The sequence below is a fragment of the Enterococcus saigonensis genome (genome assembly GCF_011397115.1).
In the GTDB taxonomy this organism is placed as follows: Bacteria; Bacillota; Bacilli; order Lactobacillales; family Enterococcaceae; genus Enterococcus_C; species Enterococcus_C saigonensis.
In genome coordinates this window covers 1,840,280-1,857,412 of record NZ_AP022822.1, presented here as the reverse complement: position 1 = coordinate 1,857,412, position 17,133 = coordinate 1,840,280, and the positions used below count along the sequence as shown (strand labels likewise).

The following is a 17,133-nucleotide window of genomic DNA, read 5'->3' as shown; positions in this document are numbered from 1 at the left end:
TTTTTTAGACCACAGACAGTTTTGTCTGTGGTCTTTTTTTGGTTCTTTGGAAATGTATGCAAGTTTCACGTGAATAAGTTGTTTGGTAGAAGATTATTTTTGTCTGGCTTCATGCACCAACTACAGCGGCAATAAGTCAAACTGTTGAGAAACCTGAAGAGCAATTTGTCAAAATTCTGTCTTATTGCTAGCGAATAGACCAAGTATATAAAGCTTATCTAGATGTCGGATTTTACAAATCGGCACAGCTTTTCATAGCGATAGTTATAATTTTTTATTGTGCAGAGCAGGTTTGCTTTGCTGTAAAAATAAAAAAGAACAAAAAATAAAGACAACGCCTAAAACAGCAGGGCTAAAGTGGCTAAAGTGATAAAGTTGTCCGACAACAATGGGACCAATAATTCTTGCTAAAGCTTGGATGCTTTGGGCACCACCTTGCACTTGTCCTTGTCTGTTTTCGTCGGCAGATTTTGACAGCAAGCCGTTAAACGCAGGATTGAAGATAGCGTCGCCTAAACTAAAAATTATCATGCCTAAAACAAAAATAATTGTCCGTTGGGTAAGATAGGCGCTACCAATAAAGAGATAGCCGAAAATTTCTGCTATCATACCCAAGGAGATGATTTTTTGGTCGGAAAAATGTTTCAAAAGTAAGGGCATAAGAAAGGTTTGCGATACAATATCTAAAATACCAATCAGCGAGAACATCAGACCGATAATTGTCGGTTTCCAAGCAAAAGTATCGATTGAAAATTGTGAAAAAATTGACTGCAAGCCGCCATTAGGTAACCAAAGTAAAAAAGCAGTAAATAAAAGGCGATTAATGATGGGTAACTTTAAAATGGTAACCAACTGCTTTAAAGGATTCAATCTTTGAAAAGAAATGTTTTGACTTCTTCTTTCTTGTGGCAAGCTTTCAGGCATAAAAAAGAAACCATAAGCTGCATTCAATATGCTAATTGCGGCCCCAACAAAAAATGGGGTATTGTTACCAAAATTAGCTAATAAGCCGCCGATAACAGGTCCTAGTGCGGTCCCAATACCTACAATGGCGCTAATCCAGCCAAAATAGTGTGTTCGTTTTTCAACGGGCGTAATATCGGCAAAGTAAGCGAAAATTGCTGCGATTTCACCACCTGTTATGCCGTCAATGATGCGTCCTAAGAACAACAGCCTTAACGAGCCACCGACACCAAAAATACTATAACCAATGGCAGCCCCAATTAAACTGATAATCAAAATCGGGCGTCTACCAAAGTGATCACTTAATGCGCCTAAAATCGGCGCTGCTAAAAACAGCGCGGTTGCATAAGCTGCGGCTAAACATGTTACAACGCTTGCTTGTTGACTAACCTTAACATAAGGTGCGACTAAAAATGGTAAGACTGGATTTACAATCGTTAGGCCAAGTCCAGTTAAAAAGACCGAAATAAAACCAAAAATTAATGCATGTTTATTTGAATAAGAGTGGTTCATTGAAATTTCCTCCAATATAATTTTGTTTCTTTGTTAACAAAAATGAGTGTAAAACTTTTATGTTTCTTTGTCAACAAAAAACCCCACACACATGATTTACTTTCAAGTGTGTGGGGTTTTTATAAATTATTGATTAGAGTAAGCTAGGGGATTAGCGGGATTTCGGCAATTTTTTCAAGTGTTCACGGTAGCGGCCGATAAAACGAAAAACAGTGTCAAATTCTTCATCGGTCATATTCGTAAAAACCTCTTTATCGCGATTGGCAAAGCGCTGATGTAGCATTTGGTGGGTTTGGTTAATGTGTTCTCCTTGAGTTGTTAAACGAAAATAGATTTCTTTTTTATTTTCAGGTAATTGATAACTGGTGATTAACTCTTTTTCCATTAGTTTTTTAGTTAGTTTACTAATGGCACCGCGAGTCATATAAGTAGCATTGGCTAACTTGGTTACGTTGGGATGAGTGAGTAATCCAATTTTTTCAAGCAACTCAATTTCGTTCAATTTATACCCTTTTAAGGCACTTTGCATTTCTGGTCGATTGAGCCAGATTAATTCATTCGTTAAATCCATCAGTTGACTCATCAGTACTTGTTGACGCTGCATAATTTTCACCTTCAATAAAATATGTTCTGGCGTAAGTATAGCATGTTTTTTATCCGTACCAACGTAAAAGATTTGAAAGAGAAAAATAAAAGGTTGAAAAAGTGATAAAAAAACATCATTTTTCTGTTGTCATTTTGAAGATAATTGCGTATAGTTAATTGAAAGTGAGAATCATTATCAATTAGATAGTTAGGGTTGTGCATGTGAAAAAAATAGGAATCTTTTTACTTGTCATTTTATGTCTGCTTTCAATTTTTATTGGTGTGGGAGAAATGCGTCTTACTGGTTTGATAGCAGGGACAAAGAGTCAGTGGCTTCTTTTAGAAGAAACGCGTTTACCTCGTACTGTCAGTATTGTTTTAGCGGGGAGTATGCTAAGTGTTTGTGGGCTTGTGATGCAAAAGGTATTACAAAATCGTTTTGTTTCTACGAGTTCGATTGGCATGGTGGACTCAGCGCGTTTTGGAATCTTGTTAGTCATGTTATTTATGCCCAACAGTAGTATCTGGCAACGTTCTTTTGTTGCTTTCATTTTCAGCTATATTGGTGTTTTAGTTTTCCTATTTTTGACCCGCCTATTGCCAAAAAATAACCCGTTAATCGTACCATTAACAGGTATGATGTTTGGTAATGTGATTGGTGCACTTGCCAATTTTTTTGGTTATCAATTTCAGTTGGTGCAAAATATGTCTTCGTGGTTACAAGGAAATTTTGCGACAATTATGAAAGAGGATTATCGTTTAATTTATTTAACGATTCCGGTGTTTATCATTATTTTTTTGTTATTACAACAAATTATGGTGTTAAGTTTAGGCGATGATTTGGCGCAAAATTTAGGTGTGAATGTTAAATTGATGCAGTTTTGCGTCTTGGGTTTAGTTGCATTAGGATCGAGTGTCGTTTTAATCATGGTAGGTAGTATCCCTTTTTTAGGAATAATTGTGCCAAATCTTGTGACTTGGTATTTTGGAGATCATTTGAATCACTCCTTAGCTTTCACTGCCATTTTCGGTGCCAACTTTTTATTAATTTGCGATTTGTTAGCTCGAGTGTTAATTGCCCCCTACGAGTTACCGGTTAGTGTTGTAGTCGGGGTGATTGGTGGCATTATTTTTCTAACGTTAATTATAAGGAGACGCAAATTTGCATGAAATCTTATGGGATAAAATTTTTATTGCTAACGATTTTAGCCTGCCTTTTAGTAGGACTATATCTAAGTTATGGGACGTATGGAAATTGGTCTTTTGCTTTGGCCTTACGAGGAAAGAAACTTTTAGCCTTCATCTTAGTTGCGATTTTAACAACAGTTAGCACGATTACTTTTCAAACATTGACGCAAAATAAGTTTTTAACCCCTGGTATCTTGGGAATTGATCAGTTATATGTACTGGTGCAAACAGGCCTGTTTTTTCTACTAGGTGGCGTGAGTCTCTTGGCAGAAAAGTCAACGGGATTATTTTTATTAAACATTATTTTAATGGCAGGACTCAGTGTTGTTTTTATCATTTTTTTTCTAGGAAAATCAGGGAAAGACTTATTTACACTCTTATTAGTGGGGATGGTTGCCTCAAATTTATTTTCAAGTATTAGTACCTTTTTGCAGGTTTTAATGGACCCAAATGAATATGATTTATTGCAAGGGCAGCTTTTTGCTAGTTTTAGTAATGTTTCCAGCCATCATTTAGTTATCAGCACAGGATTATTGCTGATAATTGTTGGGTTTTTCTGGCATTTTACGCCAGAGTTAGATGCCTTGCACCTAGGGGTTGACCTAGCTGTCAATTTAGGGATTTCGGTTGCTTTTTTACAAAAATTATTGTTATTTTTTATCGCTGCAGCTACTGGCATTGCTACGGCTTTAGTAGGCCCCACAATCTTTTTAGGTTTTGTGATTACAACTATTAGCTATGAAGTCTTCCCTAGAGACAACCATCGCCAGCTTTTTGTAGGAGCCAGTTTAATTGCGGTGATTTTTTTAGTTGGCGGCCAATTTTTATTAGAACAAGTATTTGGTTTAAAAACGACAATCAGCATTTTAATCCAATTTATTGGTGGTTTATTTTTTATCATTAAAATTATTTTGGAAAGGAAAAAGGGATGATTGAGATTAAAGAAGTAAGTAAAGTGTACCAACAAAAAATCGTTCTAGATAGAATCGAACTTCAACTTCCTAAAGGTGAAATCGTTGCCTTTATTGGTCCCAATGGCGCCGGCAAAAGTACGTTGTTAAGTATTATGAGCCGCCTACAAGGTGAATTTAGTGGGGAACTTTTTATTGATAATGGTGAAATCAGAACATGGCAGTCTAAAGAATTAGCCAAACGTCTGGCAATTTTAAAACAAAATAATCAATTGCAAGCGCGCTTAACGGTGGCGGAGTTGGTCGCGTTTGGTCGTTTTCCTTACAGTCGTGGTCGTTTAAATAAAGACGATCGGCGAATCATTTCAGAGGCGATTACAGCGATGTCTTTAACAGAATTGGCAGAAGTTGAGTTACAAAATTTATCTGGTGGTCAATTGCAAAGAGCTTATATTGCGATGATCTTAGCGCAAGATACAGAATACATTTTGCTAGATGAGCCTTTAAATAATTTGGATATGAACCATGCTAATCATTTGATGCGACTCTTAAAAAGATTAGTAAAAAAAACGCAAAAAACGATTTTCTTAGTTATTCACGATATTAATTTTGCGGCTGCTTTTGCTGATACAATTGTCGCGTTAAAAGATGGTTGCTTGTTTAAGATGGGGACAGTTGCAGAAGTTATTACCTCAGAAGTTTTAGGCGAGCTTTACGATATGAACATTCGTGTATGCGAGTTGATGGGAAAACGAGTCTGCATGTATTTTGACGCAACAGATATTAGCGAATAGTCGCTTATCAATAATTTTTTTGGGAGGAAATAATGAAAAAAATAGTTTTAATGATGGCAGCAACAGCAATGTTGCTATTAGCTGGATGTAGTAATAATGGTAATGCCGATACACAGGAATCAGCGGCTGCAAAAAATAAAAGTGAAGTAACAATCCAAGATGCCAACGGCAAAATAACTGTACCAAAAACACCAAAAAAAGTCGTCGTCTTTGATAATAGCGCATTAGATACAATGAATAGTTTAGGCGTTGGGGATACCGTTGTCGGTGCAGCAACAGATAACTTGCCTGACTTCTTGCGAGACTATAAAAAAGTTGAATCTGCTGGTGGGATTAAAGAACCTGACTTGGAAAAAATTAATGCATTAAAACCTGATTTAATTATTATTTCAGGACGTCAACGAGATTTTCAAAAAGATTTGGAAAAGATTGCACCCACGATTTTCTTTTCAACAGACAATAGCAATACTTGGGGCTCTATTCAACAACAAGTAACAGCGATTGCTAAAATCTTTGATAAGGAAGAAAAAGCAAAAGAAAAAATTAATTCTTTACAAAAGGAAATAGAGGCTACGAAGAAAAAAGCAGCGACTAGTGGAAAAGCATTGGTATTGTTAGCAAATGAAGGAAATATTTCTGCTTATGGCAAAGGTTCTCGTTTTGGCATTGTCCATGATACCTTTGGCTTTAAAGAAGCCGATGATAAAATTAAAGCTTCGACTCATGGTCAAAATGTTTCTTATGAATATGTATTGGAAAAAGATCCTGCAATTATCTTTGTAGTAGATCGTACCAAAGCGATCGGCGGCGATGATAGTCAAAATAATGTTGCTGAAAATGAGTTAGTTAAGCAAACAGATGCTGGGAAAACTCAAAAGGTAATTAGTTTAGATCCAAGTGTTTGGTATTTGGCAGGTTCTGGTTTAGAATCTGTAAAAATCATGCTTGAAAATGTAAACCGTGCATTTTAAATTTCGGAATAAAAGAGCGTATCTTTGTAATTGAGATACGCTCTTTTATTGCAACCATGTATTGTTTGTATTATAATTAATAATACAAAGAGGTGAGAATATGTTACTAGAAATTAACACGCGTTCTGAAATTCCGATTTATCAACAATTAAGTGAACAAATCATTATGGGAATTGCCACGGGTGAATTAGCAGTTGGTGAAAGTTTACCAACCGTGCGGCAATTAGCCGATGAGGTAGGCGTTAATACTATGACAATTTCCAAATCCTATAATCAGTTGAAAGAAGCAGGATATTTAATTACCGATAGAAGAAAAGGCTCAATCGTTACTTTACCCAAACCTTATCAAAAAGATGAAAAAGAGTTGTTAAAAAGTAGATTAGCACAAATATTAGCTGAAGCCAAAGTTCATCAACTAAAAGAAAATGAGGTAAATAGTTTTATTAAAGAGATTTGGTCGGGTTTTTCAGAGTCTATAAATTCGCTTGAATAATTGACTAAAAGGAAAGAGGGAATGATGATGCTTGCAGCAATTTTGATTGGAGTACTTATTTTTTTTGATATAATAATGGCTTTTACTTTAGGTCTGGCAGGGAAACCACATAAAAATATTATTTTAGAAAATACCTTACCAAAAGAAGTCATAAATGATTCAGAAGTAAAGACGCTGGCAAAAAAATATCGTGTTAGTTTATGGCAGATTGCAGGAATATTTAGTGTACTGAATCTTTCCTTGTTATTTACACAATATGAATCTATTTTGATGACATTATTTTGGTTATTATTACTTGTGCCAATGGGGCTATTTTATGGAATAGAAATATCTTATATTCGGCAAATGGCACAATTAAAAGCAAAAAAAGGCTGGCAATTACCTGTTTCGCCAACTCTAATTGATACAAAACTTACCATTATGAAAAATAAAAAAGCGTTAGGATTTAGTTATTTGGTCCCCGCCTTTTTGCTTACGTTGCTTTTGGTTTTTGCGATGTTTAAAATTCAAAATGATGGTGCACTAATTTTTTCTGTATCTGTATGTATTGGCTGGCTAATTTCATTTCTTTTGTGGTATGGCATACGACGCTTACCGGTTGCTGCTCCCACAAGCAATGAAAGGATTAATCGAGCGTATAACGATCTAACTAAGCACGATTGGTCCATTGTTGCAGTAGGAACTTCTTATATGATTATTTTGGCAATGGCAATGCCGTTTTTAGCCAGTCAGCTAAAAGGTATCTGGGTCCAAGTTATAATTTGGGCGCTTCTTATTTTGATTTGCAGTTTGTCGGGGCTGCTTGTTTGGTATTTAATTCGGCTACGAAAAAAACAAGATGCACTTTTAGCGCAAGTAGAACAGTACCGTTATCAAGGAGAAGATCAATATTGGCGTTTTGGTGTTTATAATAATCCGAGTGATCATCGTCTGATGATTCCTGATCGAATTGGGTTAAATATTACGATGAATCTGGGTAGACCGGCTGGAAAAATATTTATGAGTGCAATTGGACTTTTAGTAATTGGCATATTATTTGCAACGTTAATTCCTATTTATATAATGGACTTTAACAAAGAACCATTTCAAGCTGAATTAAAAGAGAGTACACTAGTTTTAAAAGCTCCTTTTGCTACTACGAGTACGATTGCATTAGCAGCTATTCAAGAGGTGACATTGACAGATTCATTAAAAGGATCAGTTGAACGAACCAGTGGTTATGGTGGGGATAATTACAATACAGGATATTACGTTGTAAATGATAAGAAAGCAACATTGTATTTAGATAAACGTTCCAAGCCGTTTTTAAAAATTAGCACCAAAAACAGAGATTATTATTTTACTTTTAAGCAACCAAAAGCGACCAAACAACTTTATCAAAAATTGCAAAAAACTATAAAATAGCAAAAAAGCGTAAACAAGTTTTGGGTTTACGCTTTTTTGCTGTTTTATGGTCAGATAATGTGCCGAAACATTACTTTACTAAATGGCTTGATAGACAATGACAAAAAAGAATAATTTTATAAAACCGAAAAAAAGATAAAGTGAAGTTGGTCACAACGTAATCAAAAACAGAAATAAGTTTCATTTTTCGTATTTTTAATCATGAAATTAGCACCTTTAAAAGTTTTAGTTTTAGACAGTGATAAAAAAATGTCTAAAAAGAAGAGAAAGTAAAGTTGTTTATTTTTGCACAATGAAATATTCAGGTCTATTCTTAAATCAGGAAGAAAAAAGGAGCTGTTAAAAGTGTTACTGAAAGGAAGTGACAATGATGAAAAAAGGATTATTACGCGTTGGCATCGGCGTTGCCGTCTTATCTCTTGGCGTTGCGTATTTAGCTAAGAAAACAGGTTTTTTTGAAGACGATAGTCATTTATACGATGAATTTGAAGCATAACAGTTGGCAGTTAACCAATTGCAGTGTTCCTAATTGGAGGGAATTACGATGAGAAAAAATAAAGCAATTATGATAGGCGCTGGCTTAGCGAATATGGCAGCAGCAGTATATTTAATTCAAGAAGGAAATTGGTCAGGAGATAAAATTACGTTTTATTCATTAGACGATCATGGTTCAAATGATGGTTCACCTTTAAAAGATGCGACAGATGAATATTGGAATGAAAATCATCCTTTGGAAAATCAAAAAGGCTATATTGCTCGTGGCGGACGAATGTTAAATTATCGTACGTATGTTGATTTAATGGATTTATTGGAAAGAGTACCTTCTGTAACAGAAGAAAATATGACAGCTGCAGAAGATACCCGCGATTTTGACGCGAAACATCGTACTTTTGATAAAGCGCGATTACTACAAGGTGGTAAAGGTATCGTTGATGGCGGACATTTAGGGTTTAGTAATAAAGATCGTATGCTATTAACTAAATTAATCGCTATGCCTGATTCTGAAGAAGAAAAGCTCGACAATGTTTCTATTGCCGAATATTTTAAAGATGATCCTGCATTCTTTGAAACGAACTTCTGGTATATGTGGGAGACAACCTTTGCTTTTCGGACTAAAAGTTCTGCCCAAGAGCTACGACGTTATATGCATCAAATGATTTATGAATTTACTCAGATAGAACATTTGGTTGGGGTAAATAGAACCCGTTACAATCAATATGAAAGTATCATGTTGCCACTCATCAACTATTTAAAAGATCAAGGGGTCAAAATTATTTTAGATCGTTTGGTTACAGATTGGGAATTTAAAGAGACTGCAATGCAAGATGAAATCACAGTGACAGGTTTGCATATGACGAACACTAAAACGAACGAAGAAGAATTTGTATCAGTAGACGAAGATACGGCAGTAATTTTTACCAATGGTTCTATCACTGATGCAGCTACTATGGGGGATTATCATACTCCAGCTGTTGAAAATCTAGATTATGGTGCTGCTTCAAGTCTTTGGAAAAAAGCCGCTAGTCGTTTTTACAACTTGGGTAATCCAGATAAATTTTTTGCAGATCGAGATGCGAGCGAATGGGTTAGCTTTACACTAACAACCAAAAATCATTTATTGTTAAATGAAATTGCCCGTATTACAACCCAAGAACCCGGTAATGCTTTGAATTCATTCTTGTCAACGGCACCTATTACACCGCTAAATCAAGTGGATGTTAATATGTCAATTGTGGTTCACCATCAACCGCACTTTACAACACAAAAACCAAATGAAGCTGTAATCTGGGGTTACTTCCTATATCCTCGTCGCAAAGGTGAATTTGTGGATAAACAATACATCAAAATGACAGGGAAAGAAATGGCTGAAGAATTAATTGGGCAATTATCAAAAGTTGATCCAGGTCCTGTGAATATTAAAGAACATGAAGCAGAAATCTTGGATAGTATTATAAATAATATTCCTGTTTATATGCCATATGCTTCTGCTTTGTTTAACAATCGTGCAAAATCTGATCGACCAAAAGTTATTCCAAAACATAGCACTAACTTAGCTTTCACTGGTGAATTTGTCGAACAGCCTTATCAAATGATCTTCACAGAACAAAGCGCTGTGCGTTCAGGTGAAATTGCGGCTTTCCATTTTGCTGGGATTCCTATGAGTCATTTGGTTAAAACACCACGATACGATAAAGATTTACCAACTTTATTAAAAGCTGCTAAAAAAATGTTTGAGTAAAAGTATAAATATCTACGCAACAGCAAATAAATTACTTTACATCAACAGTGAGAAAAAAGAATTTGAGCATTGCTCAAATTCTTTTTTTCTTTTGGGATGATATTTGTTTGTAGGGCAGAGCGCAGATACTTAAGCGGAGCCATTTATTTTTGTGATTATACATACGTATTTGCTTTCTCATTTTAAAAAGAACAAAACATTAAGTTATTGAATTTTCAAAAAATTCATGACAAATTTGTAAAATTGTTGTACCATAGCAAAAAGTACCTGAAGAATGGTTGAAGGAGAGTGGATTTGTATGGAAATAGATTGGGAAAATTTGGGTTTTAATTATATGAAATTACCTTATCGTTTTATCGCCCATTTTAAAAATGGCATCTGGGATAGTGGTCAATTAACAGAAGATGAATATTTGCACATCCACGAGGGTTCTACTGCATTACATTATGGTCAACAGTGCTTTGAAGGACTAAAAGCATACAGTCGCAAAGATGGAAAAGTAAATTTATTTCGTGCCGATCAAAACAGTGCTCGTCTAAATCGTAGTGCGCGCCGACTATTAATGCCAGAAGTACCAGAAGCTATGTTTTTAAATGCCATTAAACAAGTCGTTGCAGCAAATCGTGAATTTGTACCACCTTATGGCACCGGGGGAACACTTTATCTTCGCCCATTATTAATTGGAGTAGGTCCTAATATCGGTGTTCATGCCGCACCAGAATATATCTTTACAGTTTTTTGTATGCCAGTAGGTGCTTACTTTAAAGGCGGCTTAACACCAACTAATTTTATCGTCTCAGATTATGATCGGGCTGCACCAAAAGGTACTGGAGCTGCCAAAGTGGGTGGCAACTATGCAGCCAGCCTATTACCTGGGGAAGAAGCAAAAGCACATAATTTTTCTGATTGTATTTATTTAGACCCTGAAACTCATACTAAGATTGAAGAAGTTGGATCAGCCAATTTCTTTGGAATCACAAAAGAAAATCAATTTGTGACACCAAAATCACCGTCGATTTTACCAAGCATCACCAAATACTCTTTGCTTTATCTAGCCAAAGAACGTTTAGGGCTGGAAGCTGTAGAAGAAGATGTATTTCTCAATCGCTTAGATCGCTTTACAGAAGCGGGGGCTTGTGGCACAGCAGCAGTTATTTCACCAATTGGTGGCATTCAATACGGAGATAAATTTCACGTCTTTTATTCGGAAACTAATGTCGGACCTGTTACCCAAAAATTATATGATGAATTAACTGGAATTCAGTTTGGTGACAAAGAAGCACCGACAAACTGGATTATTACACTAGATTAATGCAACAAAATAGCCACAAAAAAGCAGTAGCTTGGATTTTGCTACTGCTTTTTTACTCTTATTCAGCTAATAAATCGGCTAAGTTTGGCATATCATGAATTTCGTAACGTTTTTTAAAAGCTTCGATTTGTTCTGCTGTGAAATTATTGGGGTCAAGTTCCATTGCATCGACTGGGAATGGACGATCGTTTGCAATTTTTACCTCAATTACAACGGGCCGATCACTAACTTTTGCCGCATCAAAAGCAGGCGCTAATTGATCATAATCCGTAATGGTAAAGCCTTTTGCACCCATTGCTTCAGCTGCTTTACCAAAATCAACATCGTATAAATCAACTCCAAAGATTGCTTTATTGGTTACTTCTTGTTCTGCTTCAATGAAACCAAGTGAATCGTTGGTCAATATTACGTTAATGATTGGTAATTTGTATTTTACTTGAGTAATAATGTCTTGCATATTCATGGCAAAACCACCATCGCCATTAATTGTGAAAACTTGACGATCTGGGAAACTCAATTGCGCCCCAATTGCACCAGGTACTGCATAACCCATGGTTGCAAACCAACCCGATGTGGTAAATTGTTGTTTACCATTCATTTCCAAATGACGAACAGAGTGGGTTGTGACATTCCCCACATCCACGACGAAAATTGCGTCGTCTTCAGCAATCCGGTTAATTTCTTTGTACACGGGTTCTGGTCGCATTGGTTTGCGGTTATCATCATAGAAACTATGACGCCAGTTGTGCCAGTTCTTAATGTTTTGTTGATTTGCTTTGTACCATTTATCAGCAGAACGGGCTTCTCCAAGTTCGATTAAGCGTTGTAAGGACATAATACCGTCCCCTAAAATAGCAACATCTACTTCATGTCGGCGACCAAATTTTGAACCATCAATATCGACTTGGATAAATTTAGCATCTTTGTTAAACATAAAGTTACCAAATGGGAAGTTACTACCGACAGAAATAATCAAGTCAGCACTAAGTAAAGCTTCGTTGGCTGGTTTTGTTGCCACCCGTGCAGCAGAGCCTAAATAATTTTCATAATCATCATTAATAATACCTTTTGCTAAAACCGCAGCTGCCACTGGCATACTAAAATGTTCAGCGAAAGCTTTGACCACCTCAGCGCCACCACGAACTCCTTGTCCAATATATAAAACGGGTTTTTTAGCTTCTTTAATTAATGGCAAAGCAGCTTTTAATTGCGCATCATTTGGTGGAATAATAGCAGTTTGGTAAGTTGCCGCAGTTGAAACAAAGTTGTCTTCAATTTCTTCATACCCATAATCAACTGGGATAGTAACAACCGCTACACCACTGTGGCGGTAAGCAGCCTTAATTGCTTCATCGATTACAAATGGTAAACTTTCCGCATTCATCACAGTACGATTATAAACACTGACGTCAGCAAACATTGGATTTTCATTTAATTCTTGAAAAGCATTAGTATTCATCGCAGTTGAAGCCACTTGACCGAGCAAAGCCAAAACTGGAACATGATCCATTTGTGCATCATACAAACCGTTGATCAAATGAGTTGCACCAGGACCGGCTGAACCAAATACTGCACCAATTTTGCCCGTTACCTTGGCATCAGCAGCAGCAGCGAGTGCACCAGTTTCTTCATGGCGGACTTGGATATAGTGAATATGATTTTGTTCGTCGAATAAAGCATCCATTGTAGAGTTGAAGGAACCACCAGGTAAGCCGTAAAGATGATCAATTCCCCAATCTTCCATGACTTTTAACATTGCGACACCGGCATTGATTTTTGTCATTTCCAAACACTTCTTTCTTCTTTGTATCGAACGGTTTCAAGAACGTTCGTTTTATTTATCTGTCCTTATGTTACTGCCAATTAAAAAAAAATACCAATATTCTTACTCAAAGTAAGTAAAATGAAAAGAGAAATGTGCTTTAGTTACTACTTGAAGGGATGAATGGCGCAATTAATCCCGCAAACGCTTCAATATTACGACTTTGAATAATGATTTTGCCTTGACCCGAAAAACGATTCACGAGTCCTTCGCCGGTTTTAAAACCAAATGTTCCAGAAGCAAATTCAATATGGTAATCAAGCGACTTACTCCAAGCCAAAACATGCTCGTTGTCGATGACAAATTGTTGGCTGCCATCCATGGTAATTTCGACTAAATCACCGTAGCCGTTAATTAACATCATTCCCTCTCCGGCAGTTTCCATGACGAATAGACCTCCAGTGCCACCTAATAGTGCGCCTTCTAATTTTTGGCGTTGCATTGTATACGAAACACTACTCTCGCTGGCTAAAAAAGCACCTGTATTTAAACGCCATTGTGTTGGGCCTATCGGTAATTCACGAATGGTTCCTGGAGTGGAAGGGGCAATGGTAACGTGGGCGTTTTCTGCATCACCACGGACCTTAGTAATAAAGAAACTTTCGCCACTAGATAATGAACGTCCTAGTGCTTTCATCATGCCGCCGATCCCTTTTTTTCCATTACTATTCATGTGACCTTCTAATGTAACCAAACCATTATGATAAACCATTGAACCAGGTTCGATTTGAACCTCTTCACCTTCCTTTAATGCAATATCCACTAAAGGGAAAACAGAAGTAGAGCTTAAATTGTATTTCATGTCCTAACCTTCTTTCTTAATTCATATCTTTATTATATGCCAAACCTGCGTTGAGACAAAAAGTTAACTTCTGGCAAAGAAGAGGGTTATTTATGGAGGTTTGATTTTTGAAATGATAAACTAAATAAAAGAGAAAGTTGGATGGGCAACCAAATTGTTGAGTTTAGATAGAAATAGGTGACGTGGATGTTGATGATTATTGGAATAATTTTAGGGTTATTAGTGATTGGACTGCTGATTTACTACCATTATTTAAAGCGTTGGGCGCATTTTTTTGTAGATGCAGTAGTTGAACGAGACAACCACTGGTATTTAGCAAAAGGACAATCTTCTTTAAATCCAGATGCCAAAAAAGAAGAGCCCACAAATGAACTTTACAATTTTTGGCTAACAGAATATGAATGGGGAGCACTTAGTTTTGATCAAGAAAAATTAGTAGCTTCAACGTTTTTACAAGATAGCAATCGATGGGTAATTTGCGTTCATGGCTATCGCAGCACAGGATTTGATGAAATGGCAGCTGAAGCCAAAACGTATTTTGAAGCAGGATATAATGTTTTAGTACCTGATCTTAGAGGACAGGGCGCAGCAGTGGTAAGATTATCGGTCTTGGGTGGTTAGATCGATTAGATATAATAACATGGATAAATTTGGTCACTGAAAATAATCCCCAAGCAAAGATCATTCTTCATGGTGAGGGCATGGGGGCGGCCGCGGTACTGATGGCAAGTGGCGAAAAGCTACCGCAACAAGTAAAATTACTGATTGCCGATAGTAGTTACACATCTGTTTATAGTACATTTAAATACCAACTTCATCGTTTAACCAACTATCCTATTAATCGTTTTATGGGGTTAGCAAATCATTATGCGAAAGAAAGGAATGGGTACTCCTTATTAGAGGCATCTGTTAGCAGACAGTTGGGAAGTAATCATTTACCGGTTTTATTTCTCCATGGTCAAAAGGACAAATTTATTCCCGTTAAAGAAACAGTTACGTTAATGGAGGCTACGGCAGATAGAAAAGAACTCAAAATTTTTGAAGGATCAGGTCACTTAAAAGCTAAAAAAGAACAACCAGAAGCCTATTGGCAAACAATTTGGTCATTTATTGAAAAAAATTTAAGTTAACATAACATAAAATTTGCATTGTCATTTTAAAAGGATAATTGTTTGTTTAAAAAGGATACTACTGATAAAATGTAAGTGGTTATAATTCTAATGAATCATGTGAAGAATTAAGGCAAGATACTTAAATAAAGGAGGTAAATAGATGGAAGGAAATAAAATCAACGGTCAAGGAGTCACAGAAGAAATGCTAGTTGCTGATGGGTATCGCAAATACTCCGGCAAAGATATTGATATTTATTATAACAAAGATATTTGTGCCCATGTCGGTAATTGTGTTCGTGGAAACGGTGCTGTATTTGAAGTTGGTCGCAGACCATGGATTTTGGCAGATAATGCGAGCGCCGATGAAGATGCGCGCGTTATTAACACATGTCCGACTGGGGCATTAAAATTTATTCGAAAGGATGTTTGAAATGGAATTTAAAGAAGAAAAAGACCGTTTTGCAGTTTATGATGATGGAAGAGAAATTGGTGAAATGACATGGTCTTCTGCTGATGGCATGATGATTATTGACCATACGTTTGTTGAACCGGATTATCGAGGTCAAAAAATTGCTGAAAAATTGGTATCTCATGGTGTAGAACGTGCACGACGGGATGATTTAAAAATTATTCCACTTTGCCCATTTGCTAAAAAAGAATTTGCTGAAAAACCAGAATACGGGGATGTTTTACGTAAGTAATATTTTCCTTGTGATAACAGCACACTGGCGTTGATTGCCGGTGTGCTGTTTTTTGTGATGTGAAGAATAGTTTAATCAATAAGTTAATAAGTTCATTGTATTTTTTCTATCCCATTTTAAATAGTATAAAATGGAAGTCTTTTTTGAAGGACTATTCCTTATGGTAATCCAACTGTATTTATGCTAAAGTAAAGTAGATGAATTGTATTTAAGGAGGAAGCGGCGAATGTATAATTTTTTATTAGGCGTAGTGATTGTGCTTTCAATCATCATTATTATCGCTATCATGATGCAGCCGAGCAAGCAAAATAGTGCAGCCAGCGCCTTTACCGGTGGTGCCGATCAGCTATTTGGTAAACAAAAAGCCCGCGGTTTTGAAGCCGTGATGCAGCGTACAACAGCAGTTTTAGGCGCTGTTTGGTTAATTTTGTTATTTGTATTAGCCTTTTTATCATCAAAATAAACGGATAAATCCGATCGTTTTTTGGCTGAAACTTACGGCGTCTTTAGCGTCAAGTTTCAGCCTTCTTTTATTTTTATGGTAAAATTGGGCTATTGAGGTGAAGAATCGTGGAAAAAAAACCAACATCTTTTTTTACAGCAAAAGGAAAAAAGGCTGTCTTACTCTTTCATGCTTATTCTGGCAGTCCCAATGACGTTAGAATGTTGTCCAGAGCGCTAGAAAAAGAAAATTATACTGTTTATGCACCGCTTTTTTTGGGTCATGGCACTATGGAACCCAAAGAAATTTTAACGACTGACTTTCAAAAATGGAAAGAAGATGCACAAAATGCTTTTTATGCTTTAGTCAAAGAAGGGTACCGGGAAATTTGTGTGTTTGGACTCTCCATGGGAGGCATTTTTGCGATGGACCTATTAACAAAAGGGCATCCAGAAATTGTAGCAGGGGGAGCTTTTTGCTCGCCTTTATTCAAAACAAAAAATAATGTGCCTGAAAACTTCCTATTATATGCAAAACAATTATACCAACGACAAAAAATCGATGACGCTATAATTGAAGAAAAATTAAACAAGTTGAAGCCGCTAGTGATGAAACAATTGCACGCAATTGAGACATTCGGTGAAAAAGTGAGTCAGAATCTTTCTTCTGTGAAAGTACCCGTGTACTTAGCGCAAGGAGGAGCAGATGAAATGATTGATGCAAATACAGTCTATAATACAGCCACAGCGTTACAACAAGTAGATGTAACATTGGATTGGTATGCTAAAAGTGGACATGTAATCACCGTTGATCCAGTACATCGGCAATTTGAAAAAAATGTTATCCACTTTTTAACTAAGCAAAATGAAAAGAGGTAGAAA

General features: G+C 36.4%; 19 protein-coding genes. 15 read left to right on the top strand and 4 right to left on the bottom strand.

Features of this window, described 5'->3' with window-relative positions; translation table 11 throughout:
- Positions 1–264: 264 nt before the first annotated feature.
- A complete protein-coding gene (locus EsVE80_RS08825) occupies positions 265–1,476 on the bottom strand; it encodes an MFS transporter (protein ID WP_173103381.1) in 1,212 nt (403 codons plus the stop codon).
- Between the two features lie 151 nt (positions 1,477–1,627).
- Positions 1,628–2,080, bottom strand: coding sequence for a MarR family transcriptional regulator (locus EsVE80_RS08820; protein WP_173103380.1), 453 nt, complete (start codon positions 2,078–2,080; stop codon positions 1,628–1,630).
- A 203-nt stretch (positions 2,081–2,283) separates the two neighbouring features.
- Here EsVE80_RS08820 and EsVE80_RS08815 point away from each other — a divergent pair, with 203 nt between their 5' ends.
- The 9 genes from EsVE80_RS08815 to EsVE80_RS08775 all read left to right on the top strand — a co-directional run bounded on the left by EsVE80_RS08815 (position 2,284) and on the right by EsVE80_RS08775 (position 11,373).
- Positions 2,284–3,231: an ABC transporter permease gene (locus EsVE80_RS08815; RefSeq protein WP_173103379.1), complete on the top strand. Its 948-nt coding sequence runs from the start codon at positions 2,284–2,286 to the stop codon at positions 3,229–3,231.
- Positions 3,228–4,181 (top strand): iron chelate uptake ABC transporter family permease subunit, encoded by a 954-nt coding sequence (locus tag EsVE80_RS08810; protein WP_173103378.1) that lies wholly within the window; start codon positions 3,228–3,230, stop codon positions 4,179–4,181. Before EsVE80_RS08815 ends, EsVE80_RS08810 begins: the two co-directional genes overlap by 4 nt.
- A complete protein-coding gene (locus EsVE80_RS08805) occupies positions 4,178–4,954 on the top strand; it encodes an iron ABC transporter ATP-binding protein (RefSeq protein ID WP_173103377.1) in 777 nt (258 codons plus the stop codon). Before EsVE80_RS08810 ends, EsVE80_RS08805 begins: the two co-directional genes overlap by 4 nt.
- 32 nt (positions 4,955–4,986) lie before the next feature.
- On the top strand, positions 4,987–5,925 hold the full coding sequence (locus EsVE80_RS08800; protein ID WP_173103376.1) for a siderophore ABC transporter substrate-binding protein: 939 nt from the start codon (positions 4,987–4,989) through the stop codon (positions 5,923–5,925).
- Between the two features lie 100 nt (positions 5,926–6,025).
- The gene (locus EsVE80_RS08795) at positions 6,026–6,418 is read left to right on the top strand and encodes a GntR family transcriptional regulator (protein WP_173103375.1); all 393 of its coding nucleotides are present in this window, start codon (positions 6,026–6,028) and stop codon (positions 6,416–6,418) included.
- Positions 6,419–6,439: 21 nt separating this feature from the next.
- Positions 6,440–7,822: a PH domain-containing protein gene (locus EsVE80_RS08790; RefSeq protein WP_232061165.1), complete on the top strand. Its 1,383-nt coding sequence runs from the start codon at positions 6,440–6,442 to the stop codon at positions 7,820–7,822.
- A 370-nt stretch (positions 7,823–8,192) separates the two neighbouring features.
- Positions 8,193–8,318 (top strand): methanol dehydrogenase, encoded by a 126-nt coding sequence (locus tag EsVE80_RS08785; RefSeq protein ID WP_173104171.1) that lies wholly within the window; start codon positions 8,193–8,195, stop codon positions 8,316–8,318.
- A gap of 48 nt (positions 8,319–8,366) precedes the next feature.
- Complete coding sequence (locus EsVE80_RS08780; protein ID WP_173103374.1) at positions 8,367–10,061, top strand: oleate hydratase; 1,695 nt, start codon at positions 8,367–8,369, stop codon at positions 10,059–10,061.
- Positions 10,062–10,359: 298 nt separating this feature from the next.
- The gene (locus tag EsVE80_RS08775) at positions 10,360–11,373 is read left to right on the top strand and encodes a branched-chain amino acid aminotransferase (protein ID WP_173103373.1); all 1,014 of its coding nucleotides are present in this window, start codon (positions 10,360–10,362) and stop codon (positions 11,371–11,373) included.
- A 58-nt stretch (positions 11,374–11,431) separates the two neighbouring features.
- On the opposite strand, the gene spxB is transcribed toward EsVE80_RS08775, so the two are convergent.
- Positions 11,432–13,156 (bottom strand): pyruvate oxidase, encoded by a 1,725-nt coding sequence (gene spxB, locus EsVE80_RS08770; protein WP_173103372.1) that lies wholly within the window; start codon positions 13,154–13,156, stop codon positions 11,432–11,434.
- A 139-nt stretch (positions 13,157–13,295) separates the two neighbouring features.
- Positions 13,296–13,997 carry a TIGR00266 family protein gene (locus EsVE80_RS08765; RefSeq protein ID WP_173103371.1) on the bottom strand — a complete coding sequence of 234 codons (702 nt, stop codon included), beginning with the start codon at positions 13,995–13,997 and terminating at the stop codon, positions 13,296–13,298.
- 186 nt (positions 13,998–14,183) lie between these two features.
- Here EsVE80_RS08765 and EsVE80_RS13875 point away from each other — a divergent pair, with 186 nt between their 5' ends.
- The 6 genes from EsVE80_RS13875 to EsVE80_RS08740 all read left to right on the top strand — a co-directional run bounded on the left by EsVE80_RS13875 (position 14,184) and on the right by EsVE80_RS08740 (position 17,130).
- On the top strand, positions 14,184–14,618 hold the full coding sequence (locus EsVE80_RS13875; RefSeq protein WP_232061163.1) for an alpha/beta hydrolase family protein: 435 nt from the start codon (positions 14,184–14,186) through the stop codon (positions 14,616–14,618).
- 29 nt (positions 14,619–14,647) lie between these two features.
- Positions 14,648–15,127: an alpha/beta hydrolase gene (locus EsVE80_RS13870; protein WP_232061161.1), complete on the top strand. Its 480-nt coding sequence runs from the start codon at positions 14,648–14,650 to the stop codon at positions 15,125–15,127.
- 142 nt (positions 15,128–15,269) lie between these two features.
- On the top strand, positions 15,270–15,539 hold the full coding sequence (locus tag EsVE80_RS08755) for a (4Fe-4S)-binding protein (RefSeq protein ID WP_173103370.1): 270 nt from the start codon (positions 15,270–15,272) through the stop codon (positions 15,537–15,539).
- A 1-nt stretch (position 15,540) separates the two neighbouring features.
- Positions 15,541–15,810, top strand: coding sequence for a GNAT family N-acetyltransferase (locus tag EsVE80_RS08750; RefSeq protein WP_173103369.1), 270 nt, complete (start codon positions 15,541–15,543; stop codon positions 15,808–15,810).
- 226 nt (positions 15,811–16,036) lie between these two features.
- The gene (secG, locus tag EsVE80_RS08745) at positions 16,037–16,273 is read left to right on the top strand and encodes a preprotein translocase subunit SecG (RefSeq protein ID WP_016171486.1); all 237 of its coding nucleotides are present in this window, start codon (positions 16,037–16,039) and stop codon (positions 16,271–16,273) included.
- Between the two features lie 107 nt (positions 16,274–16,380).
- On the top strand, positions 16,381–17,130 hold the full coding sequence (locus tag EsVE80_RS08740) for an alpha/beta hydrolase (RefSeq protein ID WP_173103368.1): 750 nt from the start codon (positions 16,381–16,383) through the stop codon (positions 17,128–17,130).
- Positions 17,131–17,133 lie beyond the last annotated feature (3 nt).